This is a genomic window from Paenibacillus ilasis (genome assembly GCF_043195395.1).
Classification (GTDB): Bacteria; Bacillota; Bacilli; order Paenibacillales; family Paenibacillaceae; genus Paenibacillus_AQ; species Paenibacillus_AQ lautus.
Genome location: NZ_JBHDJG010000001.1, coordinates 1,653,926 through 1,678,429, shown reverse-complemented (window position 1 = coordinate 1,678,429; position 24,504 = coordinate 1,653,926). Strand labels below are relative to the sequence as shown.

Genomic DNA, 24,504 nt, shown 5'->3' with positions numbered 1-24,504 from the left:
ATAACCCACTATTTTGTTATATCGAATCTTAATTTCAGCAAGACAGTGAACCATTCCGAACAGCCGATGAAATCGATTTCCGCATCGAAGAGCGTTTTGCATTATAATAGGTAGAGGATGTTGCTTTCCAGGAGGGACCAGAACGTGCCAAAGATCGAAATCTCGCATAGCAAAAGCGATCACTTCCGCTTCCTTAAAAATCCGCAGCTGCTCTTTGCCGGGCAGGTCGTGGACGAGGACTTCTTTTATGGACCGCCGCAAATTCATGATTTCTGCGAGATCATCTATGTAGTAGAAGGACGCGGAGAATTCACCATTGCAGGAAAAATATACGAACTTCACAAAGGCGATGTCGCGATTTATAACCCCGGCGTTCCTCACGAGGAGAGATCCATCACGGACGGGCCTTTTAAGGTGATATACTGCGGCGTGGATTCGCTTCACATTGAAGGGGTTCCCCAAGGGATGCTGCTCCCGGCTTACGTGGAGCCGGTCATATCCTGCGAGAAATACGCTTATAAAGTGGAGAGCTATCTTTCCGAGATCCTCCGCGAATGCGATTCGCAGGTGCTGGGGTATGAAACGCTGAGCACCAACCTGCTGATGTCATTGATTACCGTGATCTATCGCATTGTGGATGTTAAACACCAATTCCAGTCCTTGAAGGGCAAGAACGAAATCGCGCTGCGGACCAAACACTTTATCGACACCAATTATACCCAGAGCATCAGTCTCAAGGACATCGCCGATACGATGTATGTCAGTCAGCATTATTTATCCCATCTGTTCAAAAAAGAAGTCGGCGACTCCCCCTTCAATTACTTGATATCCCGCCGGATTGAAGAGGCCAAGCGCTTGCTGGCAGATTCCGAAATGCCGATCCATGAGGTTGCTTCTCAAGTGGGTTACGGCAACGATAAGTACTTCTCTATGTTATTCAAAAAAATTACCGGTCAAACGCCGAGCTCGTTCCGGGAACAGAGCAAACTGAGCATGGAGTAAAGCATTAGCATTTTTATCTTTCCGAGCAAAGCAGGCAGCCGTTGTGGTACGGCTGCCTGCTTTTTTAGTATGAAACGGCAATCTGCCTTCGATGTCGTCAAAAATATGGGGCATGCTTGATTTTGATGGGACCGACCGCTTCGATCTTGCTCTGGCATCCCAGTCGATATCCTTCTTCAATCTCCTCGGGATCCAGGCGTCGTTCTTCAGCCAGATTGGGATCGGACAAATACTCGATTCCCTCCACCACCATGCAGCGGCAGCGGGCACAAGTTCCTCTTTTGCAAAAAGAGTTCCAGTCGACGTCATTCCGCTCGGCCAAGTCAAGCACCGTCATGCCTAGAACGGGAGCCACGCTGCGCTGAACTTCGCGGCCTGTAAGCTCAATGATCGGATCCGGTACGGCTTCGATCATCTCTTCCGCTGCCGGGTTCAACGATTTATCTCCCCCGCCTTTTTTGTTTTTCCAGAATTTAAACACGCGTTATCCCCCTATGCATGTAATCATCAGGTTATGTAAGAAATCCTTCATTTATTATACTGGAAAGTTTAAAAAATCAACATGCTTACTCTTATCTATTCTATGACATTGACATCACGGAATTGGAACTCTATGAAAATTTTGCTATACTAGCGTATGCTAGACCAAATTCCATATTCTATGAAATCATTCTATTATTTAATGGATCGGAGGAAATACAAAAGCATGCTGCATAAACGAATAGGAAAAACAGCTGTCGCTGCCGCGCTTGCCTTATCCTTTATCGGAACCGCACCCCATATCGGTCAGGTACATGCTGAGCCTGCCATTTCGGTAAAGCTGGATGATGTGACACTAACCTTCGATGCGGCTCCGCGGGTAGACAAAGGGGTCACCTACGTTCCATTCCGGACGGTCGGTGAAGCATTGGGCATTCAGATCACGTGGAACAGCAAGACGCAAACCGTCAAGGCTATAGGCAAGGTGAAAGGTCAAACGACGGAAGTCCTGCTTCAGGTGGGAAGCACGACGGCGACCGTCAACGGTAAAAAAGTAAACCTTGCAGCTCCGCCAGTCCAACGGGAAGGCCGCGTGCTGATCCCGCTTAGCTCTTTCAGCAGCCAATTCGGTGTCGACGTCGGCTGGAATCAGGCGACTCGTACGGTCTCTCTCGTATCGCCCCAGCGCGAAATGCATTTGAGAGCCTTCTATGCTTTGCAATCTTTCCAAGAGCGGGATCTCGTGGGATCCATGAATTCAGTCGCTTTTGGCTGGAGCCGCATCGATCGTGATGGCCAGTTTACGCTTCAAGGCGACGAGTATCGTCTGCCAGGGGCGGCCGGCGACGTGACCCCGCAATCGATTGTTGCGGATGCGGCGGATCAGGAGATTAAACCGTACCTTATGGTTTATGCTCTGGACGGAAACGGAGAATTAACCAAAGTCCTGAGCGACAGCAGTCTGCGCGAAAAGTCCATTGAAGGCATCACAACCGCGGTTGCCGATAACGGGTTCGGCGGCGTTGTGCTTGATTTTGAAGGACTCGGTTTTAAATTGGATGCCGTGAAGCAGCAGAAGCTGCTCAATGATTACGTCAAGCAATTGAAGGCGGCATTGCCAAATGACATTGCCCTGTCCTTAGCGGTCCCGCCATTGAATAGCGCCTATAAAGGCTATGATTACAAGACGCTGGCTTCCATCGCTGATGATCTCATCGTTATGGCTTATCAATACAATCCGGTCGGAACCAAATCTCAGGTTCCCGAACCAAACAGTCTGGTGGACCAAGCGATCCAGTTGGCACTCCAAGCAGGTGTCCCGAAGCAGAAGCTCCTGCTCGGCATCAGTTTAAGCAGTGAAACCGCCACTTCCGTTGACGACAAGCTCGGCTTGGCCAAGCGTTATGATCTGAAAGGTGCTGCTTTCTGGCGCCTTGGCTTGTTCCGTCTCTATAATAATGGAATAGAAGCTGCTGTGAATGCCTCTGTTGTTAAGGAGTAACCGAACAACCTCTGTGGGATGATAGACTTATCGTAAGAAAAACGTCTATCGACGTACTTTCACAGATGACAGATCGCAGTTAATAGATGTTTTTCTTGCGATATCAGGAAGTCACAAGCTTTCGAAGTTTATACTTTCTGATATCTAAAAAAAGAAAGCCTGACAAGGGCATCCCTTTGTCAGGCTTTCTGGTTATGTATCGAACCCTAAACTGCAACGTAATCCAATTAGCTTGCGCTTCCTACCAGCTTCGCATAGTTTTCTTGACTCAACACACGACGCGCCGTGACATAACGCGGCTCGTAATATGAATCGCTAAGCTTGCTGATTCTGACTCCCTTGCTGCTGGAAGCATGCGCAAATTGTCCGTCACCAATGTAAACGCCTGCATGGGAAATTCCGCTGCCACTTGTATTGAAGAATACCAAATCTCCGACCCGCAGATCTTCGCGATCCACATGTTCACCGGCTTTAGCCTGGCTTTGGGAAGTGCGTGGAAGATCCATATCAAAATTTCTAAACATGTACAGAATAAATCCGGAGCAATCAAACCCGCTGGTGGTCGTTCCGCCCCATTTGTATGGAGTTCCTACCAATTGCTTCACTTGATACTGAAAATTCGGTTGTTGATCAGCAAATGCTGATACGGCACCAGAAGAAAAAATAATTGCAGACCCTAGCAAAGTGATGACAAACTTCTTCAAAATATGTTCTCTCCTTCGATGCCTACGGAGTTAGCTAAAGGTTCGGTTGAAGGTTCCCTATACTCTATATACAAGAGTAATTCACCCAAGACGGTTCCCCCGTTTTCACAAACGAAATTCGGCAAAATTCATTAACGTTTTGTAACCTTCTCTTAATATAGTATACAAGGAAGGATGCTGTCAATAATATCCTAAGAATCTATCGTTTTATGTTTGGAACTGTCGTAAAGATGGTTAATTTCGGGCGTCCATTTGTTAACCATCTCACACAGTCATGACAATTATGTAACTCTGCTTTCCTGTTCGAGCTGCTTTTTTTTAGTAAACTAGCAACTTTTAACAGATTTGTACGTTTACATATTCAGAAAAGAAATTAAAGAGGTGATCGACCACTTATGAGTCAAATTACGATGGCTGAAGCTTTGGCTGTCCGGGCAGCAATCAATCGTCTCATGAATCAATTGATGTCGGAACGCTTGAACAACAGCAGCACGATCATTGAAAAAGGGGAAACGGCGGAATATCCTGCACGCAGCGTGGATGCCATTACGGAGGAGATCGAAGCCGCCGCGGCGGATTACAGAAAGCTGGATTTGCTGATGGCCATCTCCAATACAACGCAAACCATTAGCTGGAACGGCTCCGACATGACTATCATGGAAGCGATCGAGCTGGCCAAACAGATACGCAGCGATATCGGACAGCTTGCTCATCTCGGCTCCCGCAAGAAGCTGGAGCGGCAGAGCAGCCGTGGCAGCGGAGACGGTGCCGTAACGCTGTTCAACGTCGCCTTATATGATCCGGAAGCTTATCAGGCGCAAGCGCGCAAGAAGGAACGCGAAGTAACCAAGCTCTCTTCACTGATTGAACATGCCAATCATACGTCCATGATTACGTTTGACGCATCGAAGTACATGGAATAGCGGCAGCCGCCGGCTCCAAGCCTGCAGGTCACTCCACGTGCGGGTTTGGAGCCGGCGGTTTCCGCCGGCGGGCGGGAAAGTGCGAGCAACCGCTTATTGTTTGTCGGATACAAACAAACCTAACCAGGAAACCAAAAACTCGCCTCCAGTGAAAACGGATGACGGCTTACGGTTCACGCCTATCACTTGTCACATGTTACGGACTTATAACGAAAAAAATGATCGCTCCGTTTCCCGCTCTCTCCATAAATAATTGGAAAGCCGCCCTTGAAGGGCGGCTTTTGTCTAATTCGCTTAAGCTCGGTTAACATGAAACTATGTTGCCGATCCGAACGCTTTTTATCTAACCTCTATTTCATTCTTTATCCTATCCGTAACGTTCTCTTTACACATAGGCTACTGGAACAAGGCCGCAGCTCCAACCAGACCCACATCGTCCCGAAGTCCTGCAGGAACGATTTCGTACGTACCCAGATAGGATGGCATGACCAGCTTATCTGTCATTTCCCGCAGCTGCGGGAATAGAAGCTCGCCTGCTCTGCTTACTCCCCCTCCAATCACGATACGATCGGGGTTAAAACTGTGAATGACGTTAACCAGACCAAGCGCCATGTAATAAATAGCACGATCGATGACCTCCACAGCGACGGGGTCATGAAGACGTTTAGCCTCGAATACATGCTTGGCGTTGACGCCGGCCTCGGCTGCGGCCAGTTCAGAAATTACGCTGGGCTGGGTGAGCATCCGCTGGGATGCTGCCAAACCGATGGCCGTTCCTGAAGCAAATACCTCCCAGCAGCCGTGGCTGCCGCAATTACACTGCGGACCGCTCGGATCAATGATATGATGCCCAAGCTCCCCTGCAAAAGAACTGCTGCCCAGGAACAGCTTCCCGTCCAGCACGATGCCTGAACCGATGCCTGTGCTTAGCGTCACGTATATCATGTTCGTCGACCCTCTTCCGGCACCTCTTACATACTCTCCCCATGCAGCTGCATTGGCGTCATTCAGCACCTGAACCTCCGTATGCAGATCGCGTTCCATCCAAGCTTTGAGAGGAACATTGGTCCATTCCGGCAGATTCGTACCATGAATGACAATTCCCTCCCGGCTGTTAACCGTTCCGGGTGAAGCCATGCCTACGCCTCGAAGCGGGTGACCGCCCGACACGCTGCGAATCATGTTCGTAATTCGCGCGACCACTTCTTCGGCCGTACGCGCACCCGCTGTCTCCATTTGCTCCCGGTTCAGCAGCTGTCCTTCGGAATCAAAGAGCGCTGCCGCGATCTTCGTACCCCCAAGGTCAACGCCAACCACAAATTCTTGCTGTTTATTCCATACGGTTTGCAATTTTTGTTCACCTGTTTCCGATAGGTTTGCTACTTCTATTGATGTAAGCTGTCAGCCAATGATCGCAGCTCAACCGGATCAATGGGCTTCAGCCCTGATCGACCGTACCGTACGGCTGAGCCGAAATGCACCTCGCTCACACCGGTCTGGTCGATAAAATCATGTATGATTTCCCACTTCAGGCCATTACCAGCCAATATTTTCAGCTCACTGCCTGCCGTTTGTTCTACAAGCTCCCGAATTCTTGGGATGGCTTGCGGTGCAGGCTGCGGTCCTCCCGACGTTAGGACGCGGGTAACGGACGGGTATTTCTGCAAGGTACGCAGCCCTTCGAGCTGATCCTCCAATTCATCAAAGGCCCGATGGAACGTGACCTGCATATCACCTGTCCATTCCAGCATTTTGACCAAGGAGACCTCGTCAATCTTCCGTTCCGGGATCAGCATACCAAGCACTACGCCAGCTGCACCTGCCTTGCGGATCGCCTTAACCTCCGCGATCATGGTAGCAATATCATGTTCGTTGTACACAAAGGATCTGCTATGAGGTCTGACCATGACATGAACAGGAATCTGAACAGCTTTCACAACCTCTTCAACGAGCCCGATTCCCGGCGTAAGCCCGCCTTCGGTTATCGCCGTGATTAATTCCAGACGATCCGCGCCATTCTTCTCTGCCGTGATGGCATCATCCACGCATGTTGCGATAATTTCAAGCAGCATCGTCGTCACTCCTTACTGAAGTTGATTCTTTAAGCATGGAGAAACTGCTTCTCCACATAATCCGCCAACAATCTCGCGCCATATCCGGTAGCCCCCGCTGCGGAATGGGGGAATTCCCGTTTATACTGGACCGTGCCCGCCATATCGATGTGCACCCATTTCATGGAATCGGCCACAAAATGCCGGATAAACAGCGCGGCCGTTATAGCGCCTGCCAACGTTGACGTACCGACATTTTTCAGATCGGCATAATCGCTCCTAAGATCCGATTCGTACTCATCCATCAGCGGCATAGGCCATAGACGCTCTCCGTTACGCTCACCGATCTCAACCAAATCGGCCGTAATCTGTTGATCGCCCCAGATACCCGCAATTTCCAAGCCCAGTGCGGCTCCGACATTACCGGTGAGGGTTGCGATATCAATCACCTTATCTGCGCCAAGATTCGCAGCGTGCAGCAGGGCATCCGCAATGATCAACCTTCCTTCCCCATCCGTATTCGCGACCTGAACGCTTAAGCCATTCGGATAGTGAACGACGGAAGAAGGAAGCATCGCATCCGGTCCCGATAAATTATCCGCAACGGCTATCAGCGCCGTGACTCGTACCGGAGCTTTTTGCGATACCAGAATATCCATGGCACCCACGACGGCTGCAGCCCCACCCATATCCATACGGGCATCGCTGATGTCTCGGCCAATTTTGACGTTCATCCCGCCCATATCAAAGGTTACGCCCTTGCCGATGAGCATGATATGAGGGCTCCCCTTCTCGGAATCCACTCCATTATAGGAAATCTCAATCATGGCAGGCTCATATTTACTTCCAGCGCCCACAGCGATTAGTCCGTTCATCTGCCGGTCATGGAGCTCTTGTCCGCGATACACATGAAGCTGAACGGGTGCCTTCTTGAAACGATCCTCGACCACTGCAACGAATGCTTCCGGGTTTAACGTTTCCGGAGATTCATTCACCAAGTCTCGAGTGAGCTGCGTCCCTTCGATTCGGATTCCTGCCGTCTGTATGATGGCTTCCAGCTCTTTACGGGAAAGCCCCTGCCAATCTTCTTGTCGAAGATTTAGGGACAGGGCTTGCAGATTGGCCGTGACCCCGCGATGCTTATTGAATTGATATAATCCGTACATCCAGCCTTCAACCCACGCCTGGAGTTCTTCCTCCTCCGAAATCCGGGAAGAACCCCTGCCATCCCCGTTTGTTGCGCGGATCAGCACTGCGCTTGATTTATTCTCCTTGAGCAGCGCTCTCGCGGCTGAAGCGCCCGTTCTGCGCACTTGCTCCAACGTGAGGTTCGAACGCTGCCCCATGCCGACAACGAGATCGTCCGCTTCTTGATCGGAGCGGCCATAGAACCACGTTAGCGTCATGCTATGTTTACGAGATTCCTTTAAACGAAAATGAGACTCCTCGCCCTCATAAACCACATATATCGAAGTTTCTGCCAATGAAGCTTCATCGATTGTGATGTTCATATCGAGGCTTTCCCTCCTTTATAAGAGAATCAACACCGTTATGCGTTTTTCATGATTTCTTCGTCATATAAATGGCATGCCACCTGATGCCCTGGCTCAACCTCACGGTAAGCAGGCGTGATCTGTTTGCATACTTCCATGCAGGATGGACAGCGTGTATGGAAGCGGCAGCCTGTCGGCGGATTCACCGGACTCGGCAGATCGCCCTTCAGAATGATCCGTTCCTTCTTCTGCTTCGGATCCGGAACGGGCACCGAGGACAGCAGCGCTTGAGTATAAGGATGCAGCGGGCGATCGTACAGCGTATCCTTATCAGCCGTCTCCACGAGCGCGCCCAGATACATGACGCCGATCCGGTCGCTGATATGCTCAACCACGCTGAGATCATGGGAGATGAACAGATAAGTCAGGCCGTATTCCTCCTGAAGATCCTGCAGCAGGTTCAGCACCTGCGATTGGATGGAAACATCCAGCGCGGACACCGGCTCGTCGGCCACGATCAGATTCGGACGCACGGACAGCGCTCGGGCAATGCCGATCCGCTGACGCTGCCCGCCGCTGAACTCATGGGCAAAGCGTTCGGCGTGGAAGCTGTTCAGTCCGACCGTTTCCAGCAGCTCACAAGCCAATTTATCCCTCTCTTTGGTGCTCAGCTTGGTATGAATCAGCAAGGGCTCCGCGACCAGTTCTTTGACCTTCATTCTTGGATTAAGGGAAGCATAAGGATCCTGGAAGACCATCTGCATATCTTTCCGCAGCGGCCGCATCTGATTCTCGTTGTATCCGCTAATATCGGTTCCGTTAAAAATCACTTCGCCGCTATTCGGCGTCAGCAGACGGGTTACCAAGCGGCCGGTGGTCGATTTGCCGCAGCCGCTCTCGCCAACCAGACTGAAGGTCTCGCCCTTATGGATTGCGAAGGAGATGCCATCCACGGCACGAAGCTGCTTGGATGTACCGAAGAACCCCTTTTTCACCGTGAATGATTTCTGCAAATTCTTTACTTCTAATAGAGGTGTTTCTTTCATGCGGTTTCTCCTCCCTTCGAGTGACCTTCTTGTGTCAGCCAGCAGCGGCTCTTACGATGTTCCTCATGTGCGACAGGGAGAAGCTCCGGCTCCTGAGAGAGGCACTGCTCCATCACAAACGGACAACGCGGAGCAAACTTGCAGCCTTTCGGCATGTTCCTTAGATCCGGCACATTCCCTGGAATGGATTCCAAACGGCGCACCTTTTGTCTAAGCTTAGGCACCGAGTTAATAAGTCCTTTGGTGTACGGATGCTGAGGATTCTCAAACAATTCCTCGACTGTCGCCTCTTCCACGACTCTGCCTGCGTACATGACAACCACCCGGTCGCACATTTCCGCGACGACGCCAAGGTCATGGGTAATGAGCAGCATGCCCATTTCCTGTTCGGTCTTGAGTCGATTCATCAGATCCAGGATTTGAGCCTGAATCGTAACATCAAGGGCTGTGGTCGGCTCATCCGCTATCAGCAGCTTCGGATTGCAGGACATCGCCATCGCAATCATGACCCGCTGCCGCATGCCGCCGGACAATTGGTGCGGATAGTCATCCACAACCTCATCGGCTCTCGGAATACCAACAAGTTGGAGCGAATCGATGGCATGCTGCCGCGCTTTCTTGCGGCTGTACCCCAAATGCAGCATAATGGCTTCCTCCAGCTGCTTCCCGATACGAAGGACGGGATTCAGCGACGTCATCGGCTCCTGGAAGATCATGGCCAGCTCATTTCCGCGATAGCGGCGCATTTCTTTTTCCGACATTTGCACGAGATCCTTGCCCTCAAAGCTTACCGAGCCCCCGGATATTCGACCGGGCGTATCTTTAAGAAGCCTCATGATGGACAGGGAGGTTACGCTTTTGCCGCATCCGGATTCACCAACGAGCCCGAGCACTTCGCCTTTATTGATGTGAAAATCCACTCCTGCTACGGCAAGCACGGATGAGCCATCGCGTTTGAACTCGGTTTTGAGACCTTTTACTTCAAGCAATGTTTGCGTCACGATCTATCCCCCCTATTAGTTTTTCGTCTTCGGATCAAGGGCATCATTCAGTCCGTCACCGATCAGGTTAAATGCAAGCACGGTCAGGAATATGAGAAGTCCCGGATAATACACGATATGAGGTGCAATGCTCAAGTAATCGCGCCCCATGCTGAGCATGGCGCCCCAGTCCGGTTCCGTCGGCTTGGCTCCAAGTCCGAGGAAGCTTAACGATGAAGCTGCCAGAATGGCGCCGCCGATTCTCATCGATACGTTCACAATGATGCTGGGAACCGTCTCGGGAAAAATATGCTTCCAGATAATCCGGTTATGCTTGGCGCCCATGGACCGTGCTGCCTCTACATATAAAGACTCCTTCGCGGAGAGTGTCACGCTTCGAATGATTCTGGCAAACGACGGCGTCCCGAAGACCGCCACCGCGATCACCACATTGGATAAGCCCGGTCCCAAAATCGCCACGATCCCGATGGCAAGCAGCAGGTCAGGAAATGAGAACATGACGTCACTTCCCCGCATAATGAGACGGTCGATCCAGCCGCCATAGTAACCGCTGATCAGACCAAGAATCGTACCGAGAATGGCGGATATAAATACAGCACTTAAGCTGACCGCCATGGTCAACCTTGTTCCGTCGATCAAGCGGCTCAGAATATCACGGCCGTACTCGTCCGTACCTGCCCAATGGGCAGCCGACGGGCCTTGCATCATCGCATCATAGTTCGGCTCATTCGGAGGATACGGAACGATTTGCGGACCGATCACCGCCAGCACTAACAATAACAAGATAAATCCGCTTGATATAACGGCAAGCTTTTGCTTCATGAATTTAGACGTAAACGCTTTGAATTTACCAGTTGCCTGACTCTTCGCAAGCGTATCCTCCGGTACGGAGGAATTGACCGTCACTGTTGAATTGTCGCTCATGGGTTCCCCCTCCTATTTCGATGCATACCGGATTTTTGGATTCAGTACACCGTACAATAAATCGACAATCAGGTTAATCAGGATAAATTCGGCTGCAAACAGCAGTAAAAGCGCTTGAATGACGGTATAATCCCGGAACGCAATCGAGTCTACCAAGAGACGCCCCATGCCAGGAATACTGAATACCGTCTCAACCATAACGGAACCGCCCAGCAAAAATCCGAACTGCAGCCCAGCAACGGTTACGACCTGAATCAGGGAGTTGCGCAGCGCGTGTCTGCCGACAACGACGAATTCCCGCAGACCCTTCGCGCGTCCCGTCCGGACATAATCCTCACGCATCGTCTCCAGCATCGAAGTACGGGAGTATCTTGCCAGCATGGACATAATCCCTGCCCCCAGCGTAAAGGATGGCAGAATATAGGACTGCCAGCTGTCGACACCGCCTGTCGGGAACCAGCCCAGCTCAACGGAGAAAATTTGAATAAGTACAAGACCAAGCCAGAAACCTGGCAGGGAAATACCGGATATCGCAGTCAACATTCCGATATAGTCCGGCCATTTTCCGCGGTTGACGGCAGATATGATACCAATGATCAGACCAATGACCAGTGCCCAGCCAAGGCTGGTAAAGGTCAGGACAATCGTTGGGAAAAAGCGGCTTTCCAACATGTCCGTCACCGGCAAACCGGAAGTAACGGATACACCCAAGTCACCCTTCAACAGATCACTCATGTAGTTCACATACTGCTGCCATAGCGGCAAGTTTAAGCCTAGCTGCTCTCGAATCCCGTTGATCTCCTCAAGGGTGGCATCCTTACCTGCAACAAGTCGTGCCGGATCTCCAGGAATAAGGTGAATGAACATAAATACAAGAATGGATACAACGAACAACAGCGGGATAACACCCAGCAGCCTCTGAATTGCATATCTTCCCAAAGGATGTGCCTCCTTTCAACATGCCAGCTTTTTAAAAATACGATGGGCCGCTTCCTTATTGATTCAAGAGGCGGCCCACCACAAGGTATACGTTTAGCAAGCTCTTCGCTGCCTGATTATTTGACTTCTGCGTTGATCACGCTGATCGATCCGTCCGGAAGGGCTTTAACGCCTTCAAGATAAGCTCTCTTGCCGGTGATGACCTGATCGACCCCGAGGAATGCCCAAGGAGCGTCTTCCCAGATTTGTTTTTGGATGTTCGCATAGATTTCTTTTGCATCTTCAGCTTTTACAGATGCGTTAGCATCTTTGATCCATTGGTCTACATTGTCGTTCTTGTAGTAAGCCGTATTAGAACCAGCCGGCGGGAAGAACTCGCTGCTGAACAGACCTTTTGTTGCGCCGTCAGCATCACCTGACGAAGGGGACCAGCTTACATACCACATTTGAATTTTTGCGTTTTCCGGCGTAGCCGAGTTAATCTGATCAGACAGGGTTGCACCCTCCATCGATTTCACGTCGACTTTGATTCCGACAAGAGCCAGCTGCTGCTGAATGAACTGCATGCCTTTCATCGTTTCGGAATCGTTCTCTCCCCAGAGCTCTGCTTCGAATCCGTCCGGATAGCCCGCTTCCGCCAGGAGTGATTTTGCTTTCTCCAGATCGTAATCATAGCCGGTTTGCTCGGAGTAGTGCTGTGTCATTGAGGACATGGAAGACTTCAGCTTCGAACCCAGTCCGGATTTAACCACTTTAATGTAAGCATCCTTATCAATGGCATAGTTGATGGCTTGACGAACCTTCAGATCGTCATAAGGCTTCTTCATGGTGTTAAGGGTGATATAACGAACGATGGTGGAATCGATCTTATCAATGACAATATTGGAATCGCCTTCTACTTCAGAGACTTGCTCGGTTGGCATAGGATAGATGAAATCCGCTTCGCCCGTCTTCAGCATTGCGATCCGGGAACCGTTCTCCGGTACCGGTTTGAACGTAATGCTGTCTACCTTCGGAAGTCCTTCTTGCCAGTAATCTTCATTCTTCACAACAACAAGGCGGTCACCTTGAATCCATTCCTTGAACTTGTATGCCGCTGTACCTACAGGGTTCTTCGTGATGTCGGCACTTTCTTTAAGCGCCTTCGGGCTGATCATCAGCGCCATCGCGGTCTTGTTCAAGAAAGCGTTGTACGGCTGGCTAAGGGTGATGACAACCGTGTGGTCATCCGGAGTTTGAACATCGGCGACGGTAGAGAAGCTTTTACGCATTCTAAGGTTGTTCTTTTCATCCATGATGCGATCCAGGTTGGCTTTTACAGCTTCTGCGTTGAAATCCGTTCCATCATGGAACTTCACGTTCTGGCGCAGATTGAATGTGTAAGTCAGGCCGTCTTCGCTGATCTTGTAGTCTTCAGCCAGTACAGGAACGAGTTCCATCTTGTCGTTGAAGCCCATCAAACCTTCGTACATTGTGCGTGCACCGGAAATGGAGTGCGTGTCTCCGGCATTGTGAGGGTCAAGCGTGATGAAGTTGGCGTTAATCGCAATGACAACATCTTTGTTATCTTTTGTCACCGGCTTGCTCTCGCCGCCGCCTTCGCTTGCCCCTTTGCCGCTTCCGCTGTTTCCGCCGCAGCCTGCCGCAACAATCGTAAATGCGAGCAGCAGCATGAGCAGTGACCATGTTCTACCTTTGAATCTCATTGTTTTACTCCCCCTTTGATGTAGTGAATATCTATAGATTCACTCGCCGCTTCAGCATATAACATCCTGCCGTTCGCCTTGAGTTCCTCACAGCTTAAACATTCCATTCGTACACCGCGCGTCGCTTCCCAACCAGCGTACCGCCATCGTTGAAAATCTCATTCGGAACCAGCGCATACAAGCGGTCGATCGTAGCCTGATCGCTGTAACCCAGGCGCTCCAGGATGGAAGCGATGATGCATGGCCATACTTGCTCGGAGCCATCGGACACTTTAAGCGAGATCGCCAAGCGTTCTTTCCGAAGACCGATGCCGTACACGCCCTTGGCGCCGCCCTTGGCAGTCAGATTGTGGTCCCGGAGTAGAGCAGAGCATACAAACTTCGTGTCTGCAATGATATCCGGGTACTCATTCATCCGTTTTGCCATTCTGGCAGCTGCCTCTGCAGTCTCTGGATCCTCGATCAAATCCGGGCATGCCAGCTTGAGGAAGGAGTAACCGATGCGGTCCAGCGGAAGCGCGAAGATAGGAAGGCCACAGCCGTCAATGCCTTGCGGAATCGAGGAAACCGGAACCTCGGCAAAATAAGCCAGCGTCTCAATGATCTCTTGCTGAACCGGATGCTCCGGCTTGTAATACGTGCTCTCGTCCCAGCCCATATGCTTGCATAGGGCAATCAAGCCGCTGTGCTTGCCTGAGCAGTTATGGAAGATTCTGCGCTTGTCCTCATGATCGCGATGGCGCTGCGCCTTGGCATCCTCGTTCAATGGATAAGTTGCACAGCAGTGCAGCGTTTCTTCCTGAATCCCGGTTTTCTTCAAAATAGATTCCAAAGCATCAATGTGGAAGCGTTCGCCCCGGTGTGAAGCAGCAAACAAGGCCGTTTCTTCCCCTGTAAGTCCGTACACCTCGTCAATCCGGCGTTTCATTACCGGTATTGCCTGGAACGGTTTAGCCGCCGATCTCAGAAAGGTCATATGATGCGGATCACCCGCTGCATAAACCACCTTTCCGTTCTCGTCTACAACACTGATCGCTCCGTAGTGGATGTTCTCCAGTACGTTTCCGCGATACTCCTCTACCAATGGCACAAATCCCATGATTTTGCTCCCCCGATCTCCAGATGAATTAATTCAATTGAAAATAACGATCCTGTGCGACAAGTCCCGACCCGATGATGACCCCATGCTCGTGAAGCTCGGATCGGACAATTGTAAAGGAATCCTGAAGCGGTTCCCAGATATACTGTGAGTAGCACAGCTCGGTGATCTCTTCATATACTTCAGGGAACTTGTCCAGAATCTCACCGCTCAATATGACGCTGTCCGGATTGTACATACTGACGACGTTATTAATCGTAATCGCCATATAGGCAAGGGCCCGATCGATCAAATAGCTTGCCCAGCGCGTTCCGGCCCGCCTCTCCGCGAACAGCTCCTCGATCGTGCGGACGGGTTTGATTTTGCTGGCTTCCGACAACAAGGACGGTATATTGATATACGTTTGGAGGCATCCGGCTTTCCCGCAGTCGCACATCATGCCTTCAGGGTCCACTGTCGTGTGACCGATTTCCCCGGCGCTGTTCGTCACCCCGCGGTAAATCTCCCCCTCCAGAATGAGCGCCGATCCGACGCCATTACCGAAGCCCAGGAGCACCGTACGGTTGGAGCCGTAGGCCGAACCCTTGAGCTGCTCCGCCAACGCCTTCACCTTCAGTTCATTGTCCACGACAGCTTCAAGCCCGGTTAGTTCCTTGAGTCTCTCGGCTAGGCTCACATTCTTCCATCCTAGCTGTACCGAAAAATTGACAATGCCGGCGTCGACATCAATGATGCCCGGCAGTCCAACGCCAATGCCGACCACCCGTCTTCGGTCGATATCGCATTCGGCGATCAGCTCTTCTATGGTTTCCGCAATCCGGGTCACCGTGACATCTGCCGTTTCATCGGATGATCTTGAAAAGCTTCCGCTGCACAATACGTTACCCTGAACGTCAATGAATCCGATATTCGCCTGATGCCGATCCAGCTCGACGCCGATCGAGATGACCGCCGTATCCAGCAGCCTTATTAAGGAAGACTTTCTTCCGCGGCCGGCCGAGGCTTGTTCTTCTGTTTCGTGAACGTATCCTTCTTCCGTCAGCTCCGATACGATCCGGCTGACCGTTGTCGGACTCATTCCCGTCTGTTTGGCAATGGCTGCTCTTGAAATCGGCTGTTCGTTCTTGATGATTTGGAATACTGTGAGTCTGTTCTGCCGCTTCATAAAGTCTTGATCATGCTTTTTCATGAAGACATCCCCTATTTAATTTCACCAGTAGATTAATTAGATCATTTTTCCAAAAAAAACGATCCGAAATCATCAAAAAACCGTGATTATTATCAAATTTATTATTTTTATTCTCCAGTGATATTAATAATAAAACGTGTTTTGTAAATGTGTCAATATATATGACACATTTAAATTATTATTTTTTTGATTCTGGAAATGTAAGTGTTTCAATATTTTACGAAAGAAATTCATTCTCGTGTATACATACAATTGACCGCGCTTCGCGCACAACATGACATCAACTTGACGCAGGATCTCCTAAAATGTAGATAACAACGTCTTTCCACCCTATGAATAAAGCCACCCGAGAAATGAATGATTGGAACATTCTTCATCTCGAATGGCTTCTAAAAGAGGAAATACATGATTTTTTCGGTGTTGTGCCGGGTCTTTAGGTGCTTTCTTGCTCGATCTTCCCACAACGAATTAAACCACCCGAGAAATAAATTCGAGGTGACCCTCAAATAATCCCGGATGGCTTATGTATAAAGAACACGTATTTTGATTAACGCATGAGCGCAGCTTAAAGCTATCATAATTTCGACTATTTATCGTAGCCTCTTTTATTTGATCGCATCAGATATGAGTTACAACTTGTAATCCTTGATCTATTTTAATCTTTTAATCTTTAGTCTCTTATCTTTAGTCTTTTGATCTTTCCTTTTGAACTTTCCAACCAGCGGAGGTTTGAGGATAGCAGATCCTTTGGGAGTCCGTTTCTACCTTACTTATTCCATTCAGGAAACGGACGGACAACAGAGCGGATAGCCTCAAACCGGAGCGCACGGAGTCCGTTTCTACCTTACCAATTCCATTCAAGAAACGGACAGACAACAGAGCGGATAGCCTCAAACCGGAGCGCCCGATAGCCTCAAACCGGAGCGCCCTACTTGTTCTTGTAATATTCAACCGCTTTATCGAAATAATGCTTCTGGTCTTCCGGCAGATCCTCAAAATAGAAAATGGCCGCAACCGGACAAGCTGCTTCGCAAGCCCCGCAGGAGATACAAATATCGGTATCGATATAGAACTGGTCATCTCCTTCTTCGATACAATCCACAGGGCAAACGTCAACGCATTCTCCCGCTTTCTCTTCGATACAAGCTGAGCCAATAACATACATTCGTGATTCCACCTTCCCGATTGTAATAATCTTTCAAACTTTCGACGGGCTATCATTGCAAAAAGTCGATCTTCATAGATTTCTTGGTTTTCTATACTTTTTATACTAAAATATATCATAATTATGTGGTTAATCATGCCAATTGTCAATGAACCGCATGAGGACAGCCTCAAAAACAGCTATTCCGGTTGACTTATAGAAGGTAAAGACATAAGATGAGACATATTGCTTTTTAACCTTTTTAGTTGAAAAAGAAAGCATTCATCGAGAAACAAGGCGGTGATTATAGTGGATCAAGAAGTCGCATACAGTACCCGCGAGTATATCATGCAAATGTTAAAAATAAATGGTGAACTCAGCACGAAATCCATTACCGAGGCACTGGGCATAACAGGCATGGCCGTCCGGCGCCATCTGGAGAGCTTGAAGAGTGAGGGTTACATCACCTATCGAACCGTGAAGCAGCCGATGGGAAGACCCGTCTCCTTATACAGTCTTACTGAATCAGCTGAGGATTTTTTCCCTAAGAACTATCATGCGCTTGCACTCGATCTGCTGAACGAGCTGCAGGACGAGGCCGGTGACGAAATGATTTCACGGTTGTTCGACAAGCGCAAAGATACATTGCTGAACAAGTATACGCCTACGGTGAAAGCCGATGCTCTCGAAGATCGCGTTGCAGCCCTTGCCCAGATTCAGAATGACAACGGATATATGGTGGATTACAAAAAAGTCACCGAAGAAGAATACCTCCTCGAAGAACTGAACTGCCCCATATCCCAAGTAGCCAACCGGTATCAACACGCATGCCGCTGTGAGCTTGACCTGTTTCAATCCTTGCTGGAGGCGGATGTGGAACGTACCGAGTGCCTTGCCAAGGGCGACAAAAAATGCGTGTACCGTATTCGAAAACAAACCGAAGCCATGCAAACATAATATCTGTTATTGCCACTTCAGGCTCCTTCCATACAGGAAGGGGCCTTTTTTTGTACTTGTCCTATCCTATTCTCTTAAATCGCAAGACATGTACAATTCTTTGAATTATTTCAGCACCAGCAGTCGATCATCCTGATCGGAGGGCACACCCCTGCCATCGGTATTGTTGGTAATGACATAGGTTTTGCCGTCATGGACTTTGACGTCTCTTAACCTGCCCTCCCCCTCCAATACCGTCTCAAGCGAGGCATCCTCCGGCCGAAATCGGTACAGCTTCTGACCGCGAAGGGTCGCCACGTACATGTAATCCTCCTCATCAAAAGCGATGCCTGAAGGAGCAATAGCCGTTTCGCTGCTGTGGTAGAGCGGGGTATTCATGCCCTCTTGCTGTTCATCCCCAATAATCTCGGGCCAGCCGTAATTGCTGCCGGCCGTTATCTCATTAATCTCATCATGTCCACCGGGTGTTCCGGACGGTCCATGCTCCGAACTGTAGAATTCACCATCCGAATTCCAAGCTAAGCCCTGCGAATTCCGATGCCCTAACGTATAGATATAAGAGCCTGCGGTCGGATTATCCGCCGGGACCTTCCCATCCAGCGTCAATCGCAATATTTTGCCTGCTAGACTTTCCTGGTTTTGCGCAAGCTCTCCTTCTCCCGAATCTCCAGTTGTTACGTATAGCATCTCGTCAGGTCCGATCGCAATTCTGCCTCCGTTATGCACATTGGAGCCAGGAATACGCTCCAGGAAGACTTGCGACTCTGTCCATTGATTCCCCTCCTGCTTCAGAAGGACCAACCGGTTCATGACCTTTCCATCCGAATCATAGGTGTGGTAGGCGAAAGCCTTGCCGGAATCCTGAAAATCAGGGGCTAACGCAAAGCCTAAGAATCCACCCTCTCCTTGATGGGCGACCGACTTCTCGGTATGTACCGATTGTCTGGTTAAGGTGCCGTCCTGGATCTGAACGATATTTCCTTCCCGCTCGCTGATATAAATCGTATCGCCGTCAAAATCGATAGACCAAGGTGTCCTCAACTGCTCTGCAAGCACTTGAACGGAGGAATCGGTTTTCTCCTCCCGATGTTCTTCCTGCCTCCCCTCTTCCTCAGAAGGGGGAGACTGTGTACAAGCAGCAAGAAGCAGCAAAACCGCGATTAACGCAGCACCAAACACCGTTCGTTTCAAAATCCAGCACCTCCCGGGTAATTTTATAGCTCCGGTGTCATCATCTGGATGCCTTGCTCCATGTCCTGCAATGAACGCAGCACAATATCCTCATCGCTAAATGATTCGATCTGGCTGCCTGCTACATAACGGGTCTCATGTCCTCGTCCGGTAATAATGATCCTGTCCTCGTCACCGGCCAATTCCACTGCTCGTTGAATGGCTTCTTTACGGTTCAGGATAACCTCCCAATTCCCCGCCTCATGCGAGGTTAAGCCACCCAACATCTCTGCCATAATCTGCTCCGGATCCTCCGAGAACGGATTGTCCGTCGTGAACAACACATAATCCGAATACGAAGCGGCAATGTCCGCCATGATCGGGCGTTTCAACCGATCCCTCTCGCCCCGGCAGCCCATCACGCATATCATTTTGCCCGAAGTGATTTCCTTGGCGGATTGTAATGTTGCCTTAAGTCCATCCGGATTATGCGCATAATCCACAACCACGCGAAATCTCCGTCCTGTTTCTATTTCTTGAAATCGTCCATGAACCCCTGCAAATTGTTCAAGACTTCTGCGAATTTCTTCAAGAGGTATCCCTTCCAGCAGGCAAGTGGTCATGGCAGCAAGTGCGTTATATACATTGTGAACACCATGCACCTTCAGTCTGAAGCCGCCCTGTCCCCATGGCGTTTCTACATGAAACGTGCTGCCCTCCGGCATATTTTGAATGTGCGTTGCCCGAACATCAGCCTCGTTATGAATGCCATAGGTTACGATCTGTGCGGATGTACGTTTTGCATAATAGGACGATGCTTCATCATCCGCATTCAGGACCGCCTTCTTCAGCATGTCACGGTTACTGTTTCCCAGCTGGGCGAACAACAGCTCCTTCGTATTGCGATAACTCTCCATATTCTGATGAAAGTCCAGATGATCATGTGATAAATTCGTAAAGACTACGGTTTGAAAATCACATCCGCGCACTCTCCCCATATCCAATCCGTGCGAAGACACTTCCAACACGGCATAGTCCCCGCCATGGGTGACCATCGTGTGAAAATAACGCTGCAGCTGGATCGTATCCGGCGTGGTATTCAGCGTCTTCTCCATATGATCTCCGATCTTCATATACAGTGTGCCAATAATGCCCGTTTTGCGGTGAGCGTCGTTCAGTATCTTTTCTACCATATGGGTTGTCGTGGTCTTGCCGTTTGTCCCGGTTATTCCGATCAGCTTCAAACGCTGTGTGGGATCTTCAAAAAATGCGTTTGCGAGAATCGGCAGAATTCTTCTGGTACCCGGTACTGTTATACGCGTTACGTTCCCTGGAAGCACCGGCAGCTCCCGCTCAGCTACGATGGCAACAGCGCCGTTGCGTATCGCATGCCGGGCATAGTCATGGCCGTCCACGTGAAAACCCGGAACACAGACGAACAGGCCGCCAGGCCGGATCTCTCTTGAATCTGTATTCAGGTTCGTGATATCCATGGAAGTACTGCCCGTTATCGTCTTAAGTATCAGCCGCTCCGTCAGTGATTTCAGAATCATGTAAGGTTCCTCATCTCGTGATGTAATCAAAATCCCATGGTCAATGGCAGTGTGATATATAAGATGTAGAATTTACGACTATGTATCGTTTTAACCAGCATTTCTTATTAACCTAACCAAGCAAACACGTTCTGAAACTTAAAAAGGCAATTTCCATGGTGATCAAACACCCGACCACGCTTTTGCTCACACCCATCCGTTCTGCGAAAGTTGCAGTTAATTTATTTGAGGATTCACCACTGATCAAATCCTGCTCAAGGTAGCGGGTACAATGACAATCCAAGACGAACACGTTCTTCGTTCTTCTTATTCCGTACCACAACAACAGAAAAGCAGCTCGATAAGGAAGCTGCTTTTCGCCTGCACAGATAAATGAGTGAATTCCTATTTCTTTTTCATGATAACGAACAGAACACCAGTGAGAATCAAAGCTGCACCGATCCAAATGGTTGGGTGTGGTGTGCCAATTGATTTGAACAGATTTTGCAGTTCTAGGCATTGCCTAGTGATCCACTTTAAACCTGCAAGATTCATGCCATATCATCCTATTTCACGGTGCGTTACTTAAATAAAATAACGGCAAACCAAGAATGAACTTCACTTCTTAGTTTGCCGCTCTTTTTGGTATTTCTCAAAACTAGTATCATCTTGCTCTAAGCTTTTTACGGGCGATGCTTTTTGTGCTTTTCACACTTTACAATGACCTTTTGTCCCGGTTTGAGGACAATCACTTTAACCTTATGATGATGTTTTTTCATAAGAACTCCTCCCTTCGAAGAAGATAATGCATTATATGCAGAATCTATAAAAATGAATTGGACGAATAATTAATGAAAAAAATGAAGGTCCTGAAAGGATCAGTAAAGAATCCCTCAGCTTCCGAGTACATGATATGCTCTCAGTTTCCTCAAAAGCCTCCACCGGGTGAAGTCACCGCTAAAGCTTGGTTATAATAAAAAGCGTGATTAGCTCCTTTTTTTGAATCATCTGCCCCATTCATACAGCTGGGCGCGTGAATAAGGCATCCAAATTTATTTTGGATGCCTTTAGATGTTAACCCTGGTATATTCAATGCGCGTAAGTGAGAGCCTCTATAATGTATTCACTTAAAATCCCCAAGTACGGAGTATTATTACAAGTAGAATAAAGAGAACGAGAATAACACCAAGACTACTACCATACCCAGAACCTTCATAGCCGCTCATTCATCATTACCCCTTTCCATTTGGAATAATACATCATATGAAAGGGAATCTGATAAGGCAAAGGCAGGAGGTAATAGTCAGAGGCATAATTTATAAGAACAAAAATGCATCAATAGGAAGTACCTGGATAGCCCTGTTCATTACCTGTATTTCCACTATATCGATGAGCATGTGGAACCCTGCCATCTACTGTGGTATAACCCTCAAAATAATGATAGTGCCCACCACCTGCCAAGGGAATGGCAGGGCCAGTTGTTCCTCTGATCATGTGCTTGTGTTGGTCATTAAATGATGTTTGGGCATGATAATTATGGACGTGTGGAACACCACTTGGAGCTGGTTCAGTTACACCCACGTAATGATGAAAATGTCCAACATCAAAGGATGTATCTCCTTCAAAGGGATGCACATGAACGTTAACCGGTCTTCCATCCCAGGATGTAAGAAAGAGTTGATGTGAATGTCCCGAATCGGAGTCATTGGAATGAACAACAAACCCCGTTATTTGTATTTCCATCAAATAGATGCCTCCCTCATATCATGATTTCTTTCGTGTTTGCCTTCATGCCACACCATATCCCACCTTTCGGCACACTTAATAAGACAACCATTTATATTTGCTTGATAGCAAAGTATATGGGGATGACAAGTTTCAATATGCTATTGGAAACTAAAATCGAAAAGAAGGCATTTTGTATTCTCCGCCAAGGATAGGTGGCGCTTGCATGCGTCAGTCGTTTTTTCTTATGCTGCTCGCTTCCTTGGAAAGAATGCTCATTCACCTTCCATATACTGGAACCTCCATTTGATTCATGCATATTTAGCCTTAAGGGGCTGATCTTATGTTTTTACTAATACTCGACGTTCTGAGCGTATCGGTCAACGTTCTGATCATTTTGTTCGGTCTGTCTGTTGGTGCCATTAATATAGAGATCGGCATATCTATCGATCGTCCAACAAATCCATTTGAAATGAGGTGAATATATCATGAAAAAGATGAACTGGCCCGGACGAACCAAGTTGGAAAATTTATCTGGTAACGCCACCCTGGTTCTGGATGTTATTCTCCATATCCCTCGTTGGATCATGAGGCTTTTTTAATGGGGGATCCCCTCCTCTGACGTTAGATACTATTCACAAGCAGCCGTCGGTGTATTTCATCCCCCCGGGGTGTACCTTCCTGTTCTGGTAACTTGGCTCGTGCAGCTCTTTCTTGATCTCGTACTCCTTACCAACATAAAGAATATGATGACTGGAAGCGTTAGCCATGTTACGCTGGAAGTAAGCGGTTGCAATCCTGGAATTAAAGAGGGGTTAATGCAGCCTGCCGTTTATAAAACGCGGACAGAGGATCCGCCTCGCTACATTCATTTCTGCTTGAAAGGAGAACCATCGATGGGACCGTTCACTGACGATTTGCTTCAAAATAAAGTCGTACTGATTACGGGAGGCGCCACCGGGCTTGGGCGAGCCATGGGAAAGAAATTCGCCCAGCTTGGCGCCAAACTCGCCATATGCGGACGCCGTGAGGAAGTTCTGCAGCAAACGGCTGCAGAACTAAGACAGCAGGGCTGCGAGGTATGGTACAAGAGCTGCGATGTTCGGGACCCTGCGCAGATCACGGCTCTTGTCGAAGCGGCAGAGCTGCATTACGGCGGCATTGATGTACTTGTCAACAATGCGGCCGGGAATTTTATCAGCCCTACGGAACGTCTATCCCCTCGGGCTGTAGATGCCGTGCTGAACATTGTGCTGCACGGCACCTTCTACGCAACCCTTGAAGTTGGCAAACGCTGGATTGAGCAAGGCAAAAGCGGAACAATGCTCAACATCGTCACGACTTATGCCTCAACAGGCTCTGGCTACGTGGTCCCTTCTGCAGCCGCAAAAGCGGGCGTGCTTGCGCTGACACGGTCCCTCGCGGTGGAATGGGCCCCTTATAGCATCCGTCAGGTAGCGATCGCCCCGGGTCCGTTCCCCACCGAAGGCGCCTGGTCAAGATTATCGCCCACGCCGGACCTGGAGCAAAAAATGATCAACCGCATCCCCCTAAGGCGAGTTGGGGATGCGGAGGAACTAGCCAATCTGGCCGCATATCTCATTTCCGATTATGCCGGTTACATAAATGGCGATGTGATCACCATCGATGGCGGCGAATGGCTGCGGGGTGCGGGGCAGTTCAACGACTTGGCGGAAGTGACCCATGAGCAGTGGGATCGGCTGGCCGAGCTGACGCGTAAAGGAAAATAACCTCATACGTAAAAACATCCATCTATCGCTGTGCTTTCATAGTATACAGAATGGTGTGGATCGTAGTTTACAGCTTCGCTGAGAACTTATACATTCTATAATCTAAATAAGCCCCAAGCCGTGAGCATCATGTGACTGCTCCTGGCTTGGGGCTTATCTTGCGTCAG

General features: G+C 49.2%; 23 protein-coding genes and 1 riboswitch. Of the genes, 5 read left to right on the top strand and 18 right to left on the bottom strand.

Annotated features, from left to right (window positions below):
• Window positions 1-144 precede the first annotated feature (144 nt).
• Window positions 145-1,002 (top strand): AraC family transcriptional regulator, encoded by an 858-nt coding sequence (locus tag ACETK5_RS08100; protein WP_100537853.1) that lies wholly within the window; start codon window positions 145-147, stop codon window positions 1,000-1,002.
• A 97-nt stretch (window positions 1,003-1,099) separates the two neighbouring features.
• Here the strand turns inward: ACETK5_RS08100 and ACETK5_RS08095 are convergent, their stop codons facing one another.
• On the bottom strand, window positions 1,100-1,483 hold the full coding sequence (locus ACETK5_RS08095) for a 2Fe-2S iron-sulfur cluster-binding protein (protein ID WP_100537854.1): 384 nt from the start codon (window positions 1,481-1,483) through the stop codon (window positions 1,100-1,102).
• 225 nt (window positions 1,484-1,708) lie between these two features.
• Between ACETK5_RS08095 and ACETK5_RS08090 the strand changes: the two genes are divergently transcribed.
• The gene (locus ACETK5_RS08090) at window positions 1,709-2,983 is read left to right on the top strand and encodes a stalk domain-containing protein (protein ID WP_394055008.1); all 1,275 of its coding nucleotides are present in this window, start codon (window positions 1,709-1,711) and stop codon (window positions 2,981-2,983) included.
• Between the two features lie 227 nt (window positions 2,984-3,210).
• On the opposite strand, the gene ACETK5_RS08085 is transcribed toward ACETK5_RS08090, so the two are convergent.
• Window positions 3,211-3,687, bottom strand: a complete 477-nt coding sequence (locus ACETK5_RS08085; protein WP_100537856.1) for a C40 family peptidase — start codon at window positions 3,685-3,687, stop codon at window positions 3,211-3,213.
• 3 nt (window positions 3,688-3,690) lie between these two features.
• A riboswitch (cyclic di-AMP (ydaO/yuaA leader) is annotated at window positions 3,691-3,821 on the bottom strand.
• A 261-nt stretch (window positions 3,822-4,082) separates the two neighbouring features.
• Between ACETK5_RS08085 and ACETK5_RS08080 the strand changes: the two genes are divergently transcribed.
• Complete coding sequence (locus ACETK5_RS08080) at window positions 4,083-4,610, top strand: hypothetical protein (RefSeq protein ID WP_076322000.1); 528 nt, start codon at window positions 4,083-4,085, stop codon at window positions 4,608-4,610.
• A gap of 396 nt (window positions 4,611-5,006) precedes the next feature.
• On the opposite strand, the gene ACETK5_RS08075 is transcribed toward ACETK5_RS08080, so the two are convergent.
• From ACETK5_RS08075 to ACETK5_RS08025, 11 genes are all read right to left on the bottom strand, one after another.
• Complete coding sequence (locus ACETK5_RS08075) at window positions 5,007-5,960, bottom strand: ROK family protein (protein WP_394055005.1); 954 nt, start codon at window positions 5,958-5,960, stop codon at window positions 5,007-5,009.
• A gap of 35 nt (window positions 5,961-5,995) precedes the next feature.
• Window positions 5,996-6,682 carry a copper homeostasis protein CutC gene (locus ACETK5_RS08070; protein WP_394055003.1) on the bottom strand — a complete coding sequence of 229 codons (687 nt, stop codon included), beginning with the start codon at window positions 6,680-6,682 and terminating at the stop codon, window positions 5,996-5,998.
• A gap of 29 nt (window positions 6,683-6,711) precedes the next feature.
• The gene (locus tag ACETK5_RS08065) at window positions 6,712-8,172 is read right to left on the bottom strand and encodes a leucyl aminopeptidase family protein (RefSeq protein ID WP_394055001.1); all 1,461 of its coding nucleotides are present in this window, start codon (window positions 8,170-8,172) and stop codon (window positions 6,712-6,714) included.
• Window positions 8,173-8,210: 38 nt separating this feature from the next.
• A complete protein-coding gene (locus ACETK5_RS08060) occupies window positions 8,211-9,200 on the bottom strand; it encodes an ABC transporter ATP-binding protein (RefSeq protein WP_100537860.1) in 990 nt (329 codons plus the stop codon).
• Complete coding sequence (locus tag ACETK5_RS08055) at window positions 9,197-10,201, bottom strand: ABC transporter ATP-binding protein (protein ID WP_100537861.1); 1,005 nt, start codon at window positions 10,199-10,201, stop codon at window positions 9,197-9,199. The genes ACETK5_RS08060 and ACETK5_RS08055 overlap by 4 nt, the downstream gene beginning before the upstream one ends.
• A gap of 15 nt (window positions 10,202-10,216) precedes the next feature.
• On the bottom strand, window positions 10,217-11,125 hold the full coding sequence (locus tag ACETK5_RS08050) for an ABC transporter permease (protein ID WP_394054999.1): 909 nt from the start codon (window positions 11,123-11,125) through the stop codon (window positions 10,217-10,219).
• 12 nt (window positions 11,126-11,137) lie between these two features.
• Window positions 11,138-12,064 (bottom strand): ABC transporter permease subunit, encoded by a 927-nt coding sequence (locus ACETK5_RS08045; protein WP_009592113.1) that lies wholly within the window; start codon window positions 12,062-12,064, stop codon window positions 11,138-11,140.
• 116 nt (window positions 12,065-12,180) lie between these two features.
• The gene (locus ACETK5_RS08040; protein WP_394054996.1) at window positions 12,181-13,770 is read right to left on the bottom strand and encodes a glutathione ABC transporter substrate-binding protein; all 1,590 of its coding nucleotides are present in this window, start codon (window positions 13,768-13,770) and stop codon (window positions 12,181-12,183) included.
• A 94-nt stretch (window positions 13,771-13,864) separates the two neighbouring features.
• Window positions 13,865-14,869, bottom strand: a complete 1,005-nt coding sequence (locus ACETK5_RS08035) for an asparaginase (protein WP_100537864.1) — start codon at window positions 14,867-14,869, stop codon at window positions 13,865-13,867.
• 28 nt (window positions 14,870-14,897) lie between these two features.
• Complete coding sequence (locus tag ACETK5_RS08030; protein WP_394054995.1) at window positions 14,898-16,058, bottom strand: ROK family transcriptional regulator; 1,161 nt, start codon at window positions 16,056-16,058, stop codon at window positions 14,898-14,900.
• Between the two features lie 928 nt (window positions 16,059-16,986).
• A complete protein-coding gene (locus ACETK5_RS08025; protein WP_015736133.1) occupies window positions 16,987-17,223 on the bottom strand; it encodes an indolepyruvate ferredoxin oxidoreductase subunit alpha in 237 nt (78 codons plus the stop codon).
• Window positions 17,224-17,511: 288 nt separating this feature from the next.
• Here ACETK5_RS08025 and ACETK5_RS08020 point away from each other — a divergent pair, with 288 nt between their 5' ends.
• Window positions 17,512-18,159 (top strand): helix-turn-helix transcriptional regulator, encoded by a 648-nt coding sequence (locus ACETK5_RS08020; protein WP_100537866.1) that lies wholly within the window; start codon window positions 17,512-17,514, stop codon window positions 18,157-18,159.
• A 105-nt stretch (window positions 18,160-18,264) separates the two neighbouring features.
• Here the strand turns inward: ACETK5_RS08020 and ACETK5_RS08015 are convergent, their stop codons facing one another.
• The 5 genes from ACETK5_RS08015 to ACETK5_RS07995 all read right to left on the bottom strand — a co-directional run bounded on the left by ACETK5_RS08015 (window position 18,265) and on the right by ACETK5_RS07995 (window position 22,604).
• A complete protein-coding gene (locus ACETK5_RS08015; RefSeq protein ID WP_100537867.1) occupies window positions 18,265-19,350 on the bottom strand; it encodes a PQQ-dependent sugar dehydrogenase in 1,086 nt (361 codons plus the stop codon).
• A gap of 23 nt (window positions 19,351-19,373) precedes the next feature.
• On the bottom strand, window positions 19,374-20,882 hold the full coding sequence (locus ACETK5_RS08010) for a UDP-N-acetylmuramoyl-L-alanyl-D-glutamate--2,6-diaminopimelate ligase (protein WP_394054992.1): 1,509 nt from the start codon (window positions 20,880-20,882) through the stop codon (window positions 19,374-19,376).
• A 112-nt stretch (window positions 20,883-20,994) separates the two neighbouring features.
• Window positions 20,995-21,381, bottom strand: a complete 387-nt coding sequence (locus ACETK5_RS08005) for a hypothetical protein (RefSeq protein ID WP_133120324.1) — start codon at window positions 21,379-21,381, stop codon at window positions 20,995-20,997.
• Between the two features lie 607 nt (window positions 21,382-21,988).
• Entirely contained in the window at window positions 21,989-22,087 is a 99-nt protein-coding gene (locus ACETK5_RS08000; RefSeq protein ID WP_100537869.1) for a YjcZ family sporulation protein, read from the bottom strand.
• Window positions 22,088-22,196: 109 nt separating this feature from the next.
• A complete protein-coding gene (locus ACETK5_RS07995; RefSeq protein ID WP_100537870.1) occupies window positions 22,197-22,604 on the bottom strand; it encodes a YmaF family protein in 408 nt (135 codons plus the stop codon).
• A gap of 878 nt (window positions 22,605-23,482) precedes the next feature.
• Between ACETK5_RS07995 and ACETK5_RS07990 the strand changes: the two genes are divergently transcribed.
• On the top strand, window positions 23,483-24,337 hold the full coding sequence (locus ACETK5_RS07990; RefSeq protein ID WP_394054989.1) for an SDR family oxidoreductase: 855 nt from the start codon (window positions 23,483-23,485) through the stop codon (window positions 24,335-24,337).
• Window positions 24,338-24,504: the final 167 nt, after the last annotated feature.